The sequence below is a fragment of the Streptomyces sp. CRN 30 genome (genome assembly GCF_034105845.1).
Window position 1 is genome coordinate 22,745 of the sequence record NZ_JAVRHI010000392.1, and the last position, 8,913, is coordinate 31,657.

6 protein-coding genes are annotated in these 8,913 nt (G+C 73.6%); 5 read left to right on the forward strand and 1 reads right to left on the reverse strand.

Annotated features, from left to right (window positions below):
- Nucleotides 1-284 precede the first annotated feature (284 nt).
- The 5 genes from UW392_RS42395 to UW392_RS42415 all read left to right on the forward strand — a co-directional run bounded on the left by UW392_RS42395 (nucleotide 285) and on the right by UW392_RS42415 (nucleotide 7,117).
- A complete protein-coding gene (locus tag UW392_RS42395) occupies nucleotides 285-953 on the forward strand; it encodes a hypothetical protein (RefSeq protein ID WP_414497178.1) in 669 nt (222 codons plus the stop codon).
- A gap of 210 nt (nucleotides 954-1,163) precedes the next feature.
- Nucleotides 1,164-1,982: an IclR family transcriptional regulator gene (locus UW392_RS42400; RefSeq protein ID WP_320780627.1), complete on the forward strand. Its 819-nt coding sequence runs from the start codon at nucleotides 1,164-1,166 to the stop codon at nucleotides 1,980-1,982.
- 162 nt (nucleotides 1,983-2,144) lie between these two features.
- Nucleotides 2,145-4,730, forward strand: coding sequence for a GcvT family protein (locus UW392_RS42405; protein ID WP_414497179.1), 2,586 nt, complete (start codon nucleotides 2,145-2,147; stop codon nucleotides 4,728-4,730).
- A gap of 55 nt (nucleotides 4,731-4,785) precedes the next feature.
- A complete protein-coding gene (gene solA / locus UW392_RS42410) occupies nucleotides 4,786-5,946 on the forward strand; it encodes an N-methyl-L-tryptophan oxidase (RefSeq protein ID WP_320780629.1) in 1,161 nt (386 codons plus the stop codon).
- Between the two features lie 10 nt (nucleotides 5,947-5,956).
- Nucleotides 5,957-7,117, forward strand: a complete 1,161-nt coding sequence (locus UW392_RS42415; protein WP_320780630.1) for an aromatic ring-hydroxylating dioxygenase subunit alpha — start codon at nucleotides 5,957-5,959, stop codon at nucleotides 7,115-7,117.
- An 18-nt stretch (nucleotides 7,118-7,135) separates the two neighbouring features.
- Here UW392_RS42415 and UW392_RS42420 read toward each other — a convergent pair.
- On the reverse strand, nucleotides 7,136-8,913 hold a 1,778-nt coding region (locus tag UW392_RS42420), incomplete at its 5' end, for a hypothetical protein (protein ID WP_320780631.1).

Genomic DNA, 8,913 nt, shown 5'->3' on the forward strand with positions numbered 1-8,913 from the left:
GGGGAGTTGTCCGTTCATCGGGTGAGATTGCCGCCTGCGGTCCGGCACGACAGCGACCGTTTTCCGGCTGCGCGTCCCGACGGTTGACCGGATTTCTCCGCGTGTCGGGAATCTTCTCCGGACGTCGTGCGTCCTTCCGTACAGGAAACGGGGGCGGAGCCGGCTTCGGGCGCCGCATGCCGCACTCGGGCGGCGTAAAACTGCGCATGCCGGGCAGCCAGAGGAATGCCGGGGTTCGTGGTCCCGGAGCGAGTCGGCTGCCGGCGGTGGGGAGTGACGGGTTGATGGTCAGGGCGGAGCGGGGCGGGGCGCCCGATGGCGTGGTGACGCCCACGGCGGAACACGGCGACAAGATCGGACCGGACCGCGGCACCACAAGCCGCGAAGTGGCCAATCGCGGCACCGCGCACCACGCCGCGGGGGACGGCGGCCGACCGGACCGTCCCGCGGCGGCGGACGGCGCGCACGAGCCGGACGGTGCGTACGGGGCGGAAGGGGCGGACGGCGAACACGGTCCGGACAGGTGGTACGGGGCCGGGGTGGCCGAGGAGCAGTCGTACCGCCGCCCGTTGTGGGTGGAGGAGCCGGCGCGCAGACGGCGGATGCCGGACCCGGTACGGACGGCCGCCGTGCGCGCGGTGCTGATCATCTCGGTGACGCTGATCCAGGCGATGGTGGCGTTCCTGTGCACGCTGGCCGGTTCGTGGCTCGCCTTCCCCATGGTGCTCAGCAGCATCGCCAGTACGGTGCTGGCGACGTGGAGCGTGCTGGACGTATGGGTCACCCGGCAGGTGTGGAACCAGCGGCACGGTGTGGTGTCCGCCCCGAGCAGCACGGCCCGCGCGCTGCGCCGGGAGCGCCGGCTGGCCCGGCGTCAGGCACGCTCCGCGGAGCGCTCCCGGCACCGCACACGTCGACAGCGGGGCGGTGCCGGGCAGCTGTCGCACCCGTAGGGCCTGAGACGCTTCCTCGACGGTTCACGGCGGCGAGGGGGCGTCCTGGTGGGCGCAGGTGTCGTCGATGGCAGGGCTCGCTACCATGACGTTGCGCATGACGCACAGTAAGGCGTCTATGCGCGACAGCATTCGCGCGGGACGACCGTCGCGTCAGGGCTTCCCGCAGATACGGTCCGCACAGGGCCGTCAGGTGGTGAGAGTCGACCCATGGCCCGCGTGCAGGATCGGAACGGCCGGAAGCAGGACGGACAGAAGCAGAACGGCAGGGGCGCGGCGAGCGCCGTCCAGTCGGTGGACCGGGCGGTGAGCGTCCTGGAGATCCTCGCCCGGCTCGGTGAGGCGGGCGTCACCGAGATCTCCGACGAGCTGGACGTGCACAGGTCCACCGCCTTCCGGCTGCTGGGCGTCCTGGAGAACCGCGGCCTGGTGGCCCAGACGAAGGACCGCGGCAAGTACTACCTGGGCGCCGGCGTGCTGCGCCTCGCGGGGGCGGCGGCAGTGCGTCTGGACATCTCCCAGGAGGGCGCCCCCGTCTGCCGCGAACTCGCCGACGAGCTGGGCGAGACCGTCAACATCGCGGTGCACGACGAGGACGCGGCCGTCAACATCATGCAGGCCCGCGGCACCGCGTCCGTCACCGCGCAGAACTGGCTCGGCCGGCGCACTCCCCTGCACGCGACGTCCAGCGGCAAGGTACTGCTGGCGCACATGCCGCCCACGCTGCGCGAGGGCCTGCTCGCCCGCTCGCTGCCGCGCTTCACGGAGCACACCGTCACGGGCGCGTCCGCGCTCCGCGCCGAACTGGAGACCGTGGTGGGGCAGGGGTACGCGACGACCGTCGGGGAGCTGGAACTGGGGCTCGCCGCCGTGGCCTCACCCGTGCGGGCCCACGACGGCAGGGTGGCCGGCGCGATCAGCGTCTCGGGTCCGGTGTACCGGCTGAGCCCCGAGCGGCTGCCGGAGCTGGCCGAGCGCGCGGTCGCGGCCGGGACCGAGCTGTCCCGCCGCCTGGGGTACGGCGGCTGAGAGGCGGACACGACAGCACCCGCACGCACCCACGGAACACGGCGCGGGCCGGAGCCTGCCGGTCCCGCGCCTCCTTCGTGTCGGCCACGTTTCGCGACGTCCGGGGGGTTTTACGTGGGGTTGACCCACACCCCTTGACGGCCCTGCGACGCCATTCTCACTATGTCTCTCACCACGCAACCCGTCGTGCAACGCGCAACAGCTGAGGAGTCTGTCGTGCCACACGAGGTCCGTGCCGCAGTCGCTGTGCAGAGGGGCGCACCTGGTTCCACGACCGCACCCCCTTCCCGTACCGCTCCCCGCGTGGTCGTCGTCGGCGCCGGCATCGTCGGCTGCTCCCTCGCCGACGAGCTGACCGCCCGCGGCTGGACCGATGTCACCGTCCTCGAGCAGGGCCCGCTGCCCGCCCCGGGCGGCTCGACCTCGCACGCCCCGGGACTCGTCTTCCGCACCAACCCCTCCGGAACGCTCACCGCGTTCGCCGCTTACACGGTCGAGAAGTTCTCGTCGCTGGAGGTGGACGGGGTCCCGTGCTTCGACCGGGTCGGCGGCCTGGAACTCGCGACCACCCCCGAGCGCCTCGCCGACCTGCACCGCAAGGCGGGCTGGGCCGCCTCCTGGGGCATCCGCGGCGAGGTCGTCCCCCCGGCCCGCTGCAAGGAGCTCTGGCCGCTCGTCGACGAGTCCCGGGTCCTGGGCGGCTTCCACACCCCGGACGACGGCCTGGCCCGCGCCCTCCCGGCCGCCCGGGCCCAGTTGGAGCGCGCGACCGCTCGCGGCGCCCGCTTCCTGGACCGCCACACGGTCACCGGCATCGAGCAGCGGGACGGCCGGGTCACCGGCGTCGTCACCGACCGCGGCGCCTTCCCCGCCGACCACGTCGTCTCGGCGGCCGGCTTCTGGGGCCCGGTCATCGGCCGTATGGCCGGCGTCGACGTACCCCTGCAACCGCTCGCACACCAGTACGCGAGGACACGGGCCCTCCCCGCACTCGCCGGACACCGGCGCGAGGCATCCCGGCCCATCCTCCGTCTCCAGGACCAGGACCTGTACCTCCGCGAGCACACCGACCGCATCGGCATCGGCTCCTACGCGCACCGCCCGCTGCCGGTCGACCCCTTCACGGTCCCGGCGTACGACGAGGCCCGCGCGCGGGACATGGCCATGCCGTCCTCGTTCCCGTTCACCGCGGAGGACTGGGCGCCCAGCTGGGAGGAGTGCCGCCGGCTGCTGCCGGCCCTGCGCGACACCGGCATCGACACGGGTTTCAACGGCGTGTTCTCCTTCACCCCGGACGGGATGCCGCTGCTCGGCGAGAGCCGCGCGCCCACCGGCTTCTGGCTGGCCGAGGCGGTCTGGGTCACCCACTCCGCGGGCGTCGCCAGGGCGGTCGCCGAGTGGATGGTCGACGGCCGCCCGTCCCTCGACGTGCACGAGTGCGACCTCACCCGCTTCGAGGACGCCCAGCGCTCGCCGTCGTACGTCGGCGAGCGCGGCGCACGGCAGTTCGTCGAGGTGTACGACGTGATCCACCCGCTCCAGCCGCCGGCGCACCCGCGCCCGCTGCGCGTCAGCCCCTTCCACGCCCGGCAGCGGGAACTCGGCGCCTTCTTCCTGGAGGGCGGCGGCTGGGAGCGCCCGCACTGGTACGAGGCGAACGCCCCGCTGGCGGAGGACCTGGTACTCCCGGAGCGGGACGCCTGGTCGGCCCGCTACTGGTCCCCGATCGCGGCGGCCGAGGCCCGGGCCACGCGGGAGAAGGTCGCCCTGTACGACATGACCCCGCTGCGCCGGATCGAGGTCACCGGCCCCGGCGCCCTCGCCTTCCTGCACCGCATGACCAGCAACAACGTCCGCAGGAAGGTCGGCACGGTCACCTACACGCTGCTGCTCGACGAGACCGGCGGCGTGCGCTCCGACCTGACGGTGACGCGCCTGGGGCCCGAGCGTTTCCAGGTGGGCGCCAACTCGCCCGCCGACCTCGACCGGCTGCTGCGTCACGCCCCCGCCGACACGCAGGTGCGGGACATCACCTCGGGGACCTGCTGCGTCGGCGTCTGGGGGCCGCTCGCCCGCGAGCTCGTGCAGCCGCTGACACACGAGGACTTCTCGCACGAGGGCTTCGGGTACTTCCGCGCGAAGGAGACGTACCTGGGGCACGTCCCGGTGACCGCGCTGCGCCTGAGCTACGTCGGCGAACTGGGCTGGGAGCTGTACACCACCGCCGACCTGGGACTGCGGCTGTGGGACACCCTGTGGGAGGCCGGCCGCCGGCTCGGGGTGGTCGCGGCGGGGCGCTCGGCGTTCACCTCCCTGCGGCTGGAGAAGGGCTACCGCGCCTGGGGCGTCGACATGACGGACGAGCACGACCCGTACGAGGCGGGCCTCGGCTTCGCGGTCCGCATGGACAAGGACGGCTTCGTGGGCCAGGACGCCCTGCGCTCCCGGTACGGCCCGCGGGACGCGCGGGATCCGTACGTGCCCGCCCGCAGGCTCACCCCCCTCCTCCTCGACGACCCCGCCGCCGTCGTCCTCGGCAAGGAGCCCGTGTACGTCGACGGGGTCCCGGCCGGGTACGTCACCAGCGCCTCGTACGGTTACACCCTGGGCCGCTGCGTCGCGTACGCCTGGCTGCCCCCGTCGGCCGCCGGGGCCGGCGTGCACATCGAGTACTTCGGCGAGAAGGTTCCCGCGACCGTCGCCGAGGAGCCGCTGTTCGACCCGGAGATGACCCGTATCCGCCGCTGAGACGCATCCGCGGGCCGCGGAGGACGGGAAGGACGAGAAGGACGAGGAGATACAGGTGTCCCCCTCTTACGACGTCGTCGTGGTCGGTCTCGGCGGGATGGGCGGTGCCGCCGCCCACCACCTGTCGGCGCGCGGTGCCCGCGTCCTCGGCCTGGAGAAGTTCGGCCCCGTGCACGCCCGGGGGTCCAGCCACGGCGGTTCGCGGATCACCCGGCAGTCCTACTTCGAGGACCCCGCGTACGTACCGCTGCTGCTGCGCGCGTACGAGCTGTACGAGGAGGTGGAGCGCGCGACCGGCCGGGAGATCGCCACCCTGTGCGGGGGCGTGATGATCGGGCGCCCGGACTCGCGGACCGTCTCCGGGTCGCTGCGGTCGGCCCGGCAGTGGGACCTGGCCCACGAGGTGCTCGACGCCGAGGAGCTCCGCCGCCGGTTCCCGACCCTGGACCCCGGGGACGACGAGGTCGCCCTCTTCGAGGAGAAGGCCGGACTGGTCCGCCCGGAGAACATGGTCGCCGCCCATCTGGAGCTGGCCGCCCGGCAGGGCGCCGACCTGCGGTTCGAGGAGCCGATGGTGCGGTGGGAACCGTACGGGGACGGAGTACGCGTCCACACGGAGCGGAACACCTGCACGGCGGGCCAGCTGGTGATCTGCCCGGGCGCGTGGGCGCCGCAGCTGCTCACCGACCTCGGGGTGCCGTTCACGATCGAGCGGCAGGTCATGCACTGGTTCCAGCCGTCGTCGCCGGACGGGGTGGAGCCCTTCCGCCCGGAGAACCACCCGATCTACATCTGGGAGGACGCGGGCGGCGTCCAGGTGTACGGCTTCCCCGCCATCGACGGCCCTGACCTCGGCGCCAAGGTCGCCTTCTTCCGCAAGGGGGAGGTCACCACCCCGGAGACCATCGACCGCACGGTCCACGACCACGAGGTCGCGGCCATGGCGGAGCACGTCTCCCGCCTGATCCCGGAGCTGCCCGGCACCTTCCTCAAGGCCGCCACCTGCATGTACTCCAACACCCCCGACGAGCACTTCGTGCTCTCCCGCCACCCCGCGCACCCCGGGTCGGTGACCGTGGCGTGCGGGTTCTCCGGACACGGCTTCAAGTTCGTGCCCGTGGTCGGGGAGATCGTCGCCGACCTCGCCCTGACCGGCACCACCGCACACCCGATCGATCTGTTCGACCCCCGCCGCCTCGCCGCCTCGCCAGCCTGAGGAGTACGCAGTGTCGACGTTCCCGGCCTCCCCCGCACCGCAGCGCGTCTCGCCCAGCCTGATCGCCACGCTGCCCGGTCACTACTACACCGATCCGGCGGTCTTCCGGCGGGAGCAGGAGCTGCTCTTCGAGTCGATGTGGATGTGCGCGGTCCGCTCCGCCGACCTCCCCCGGCCGGGCGCGTACCGCACCGTGCGGATCGGCCGGGAGAGCGTGCTGGTCACCCGGTCCCGCACGGGCGGGCTGCGCGCCTTCCTCAACGTCTGTCGGCACCGCGGCGCCCGGCTCTGCACGGAGGAGTCCGGGGAGGTGCGGCGCACCCTGCGGTGCCCGTACCACGCCTGGACGTACGACCTGGACGGCCGGCTGGTCGCCGCGCCCAACCTGGCGCGGATGCCGGACGTCGACCGGGTCGCGTACGGGCTGGTCGGGGTCGCGCTGCGCGAGTGGCTCGGGTACGCCTGGGTGTGCCTCGCCGAGGAACCGCCCTCGTTCGAGGAGACGGTGATCGGCTCGGCCGTGGAGCGCCTCGGCGACGCCGCCGCGATCGACCGCTACGGCACGGAGGGTCTCACACTGGGGGAACGCGTCTCCTACGACGTGCGGGCCAACTGGAAGCTGATCGTCGAGAACTTCATGGAGTGCTACCACTGCGCCACCATCCACCCCGAACTCAGCGAGGTGCTCCCCGAGTTCAGGGGCGGGTACGCGGCCCAGTACTACGTGGGCCACGGCGCCGCGTTCGGCGAGGGTGTCGAGGGGTTCACCGTGGACGGCAGCACGGGCTTCGGGAAGCTGCCCGAGGTCGCGCGGGAGCAGGACCGCCGCTACTACGCGATCACCGTGAAGCCGACCGCCTTCGTCAACCTCGTGCCCGACCACGTGATCCTGCACCGGATGTTCCCGCTCGCCGAGGACCGCACGCTCGTCGAGTGCGACTGGCTGTACGCGCCCGAGGTCGTCGCCTCGGGCGCGGACGTGTCGAAGTCGGTGCAGCTGTTCCACCGGGTGAACACGCAGGACTTCGCGGCGTGCGAGCGGACGCAGCCCGCGATGGGCTCGCGGGCGTACCGCCGGGGCGGGGTGCTGGTGCCGACCGAGCACCACATCGGTGACTTCCACGCGTGGCTGCTGCGGCGCCTGGACGCCGGTACCGCCCGGGCCGTCTGATCAGCCGGCCGCGAGCGGTCAGCCGGCCGCCGGCGCGGGCCGTTTGAACATCCGGGTCGCCGTGATCTCGCTGTGCACCGCCTCCCCCGCCTGCGGCGGCTGCGGCAGCCCCGGGCGCAGGTGCTCCTCCACGCTGATGTACTTCAGTCCCGCGCGCAGGTCCGCGTCGTTGCGCAGACGGATGACCAGCGGGAACTCGGCGAGCGCGGTGGTGTCGAACAGGCCGGTGGTGTAGAGCAGCTGCACCCCGAGGGCGTCCGACACGGCCCGCTGGAGCTCCAGCAGGTACGTGGCGTTGGCGCGTCCGATGGGGTTGTCGAGGAACAGCGTGCCCGCGTGCCGCTGCTTGTCGCGGCCCCGGTCGTTGGAGCGCAGCGCCGCCATCGTGCAGTACAGCGCGATCGCCGCGGTCAGCAGCTGTCCGCCGGAGAACACGTCGCCCATCTGGCCGACGGGCACCCGCTCGGCGCGCAGCACGGCGTCCGGCTTGAGGATCTCCACGGCGACGCCCTTGGGCCGCAGGGCCGCGGCGACCCCACGCAGCAGCAGGGACATGCCGTCGCGCCGCATGTCGGAGTTCTTCTTCACGGCCGCGCGCGTCGCCTCGTCGATGACCTCACCGAGCCGTTCGACGAGCGTGGCCTGGTCGGGCTCCTCGAAGCGGATGCGCAGGAACTCCTGCCCCGACCACTCCCCCAGCCCCTCGGGCAGGCGCGACAGCCGCTGCGCGGACCGCAGGGTGGCGAGGGCCGACTCCACGAGCCCGCGCAGCCGGTCCACGATCGAGTCGCGGTTGCGCTCCAGCTGCTCCAGCTCGTCGGTGAGGACGCGGAGCCGGGGCGCGAAGGCGTCCGCCCACTTCTGCGCGTGCTCGGGCAGCGCGGACGCGGGCAGCTCGCGGATCTGCTGGCGGGCCGGGGTGCGGACCTGCTCGAAGCGGGTGGCGTTGGCGTGCCGGACGAGGATGTCGCTCGCCTCGCGCACGGCGGCCTCGGCGGCGGACAGGTCGGCGGCGCAGCCGCGCAGCGAGCGGCGGGTCTCGGCGGCGGCCCGGCGGGCCTCCTCCAGGCTGCCGGGGTACGGCTCGGGCTCCTCCTGCTCCTCACCCGCGATGTGCTCGCGCAGCAGGTCGCGGAGGAGGGCCGCGGTCTCGTCGAAGCCGCCGGCCGCGTCCTCGGCCGCGCGGTGGGCCCCCAGCAGGTCCGCGTGGGCCTCGCGGGCCTGCTCCAGCGCCTCGGTGCGGGCGGCGAGCTCCGCGGTGGCGGTGCGCAGCAGGGTCTGGGCGTGCTCGGCGCCGACCGGGAACTGCTCCCCGGGCAGCTCGGTGTGCGCCTCCTCGCCGTCCTCGGGGGCGAGCCGCTCGGCCTCGCCGCGCAGCCGCCCGAGCTGTTCGCTCGCGGTCGACATGCGGGTCTCCAGGAGCTGCACCAGCTCCTCCGCGCGCGCGACCGCGGCCTGCCGGGAGGGCCCGTCGGAGCCGTCGGGGGACTGGAGGAGCTGCTCGGCGCGGTTGCGGACCTTGTTGCTGAGCCGGTCGAGGTCCGCGCGGGCGGCGGACTCGTCGCTCTCCGCGCGGTTCTGCTCGGCGCGCAGGTCGGCGCCGACGCCGACCTTCTCGTACACCTGGGAGGCGGCCCGGTATGCCTCGCGGAGCGCGGGCAGCGACGCCTTCGCCGCCTGCGCCCCGGACTCCTCCTCCGGTACGTCGTCGGGGGCGCCCGCGATCTCGGCGCGCTCGGCGCGCAGCGCGCGGGCCGTGCGGCGGGCGTCGTCGGCGGCGCGCTGGGCGGCCCGGC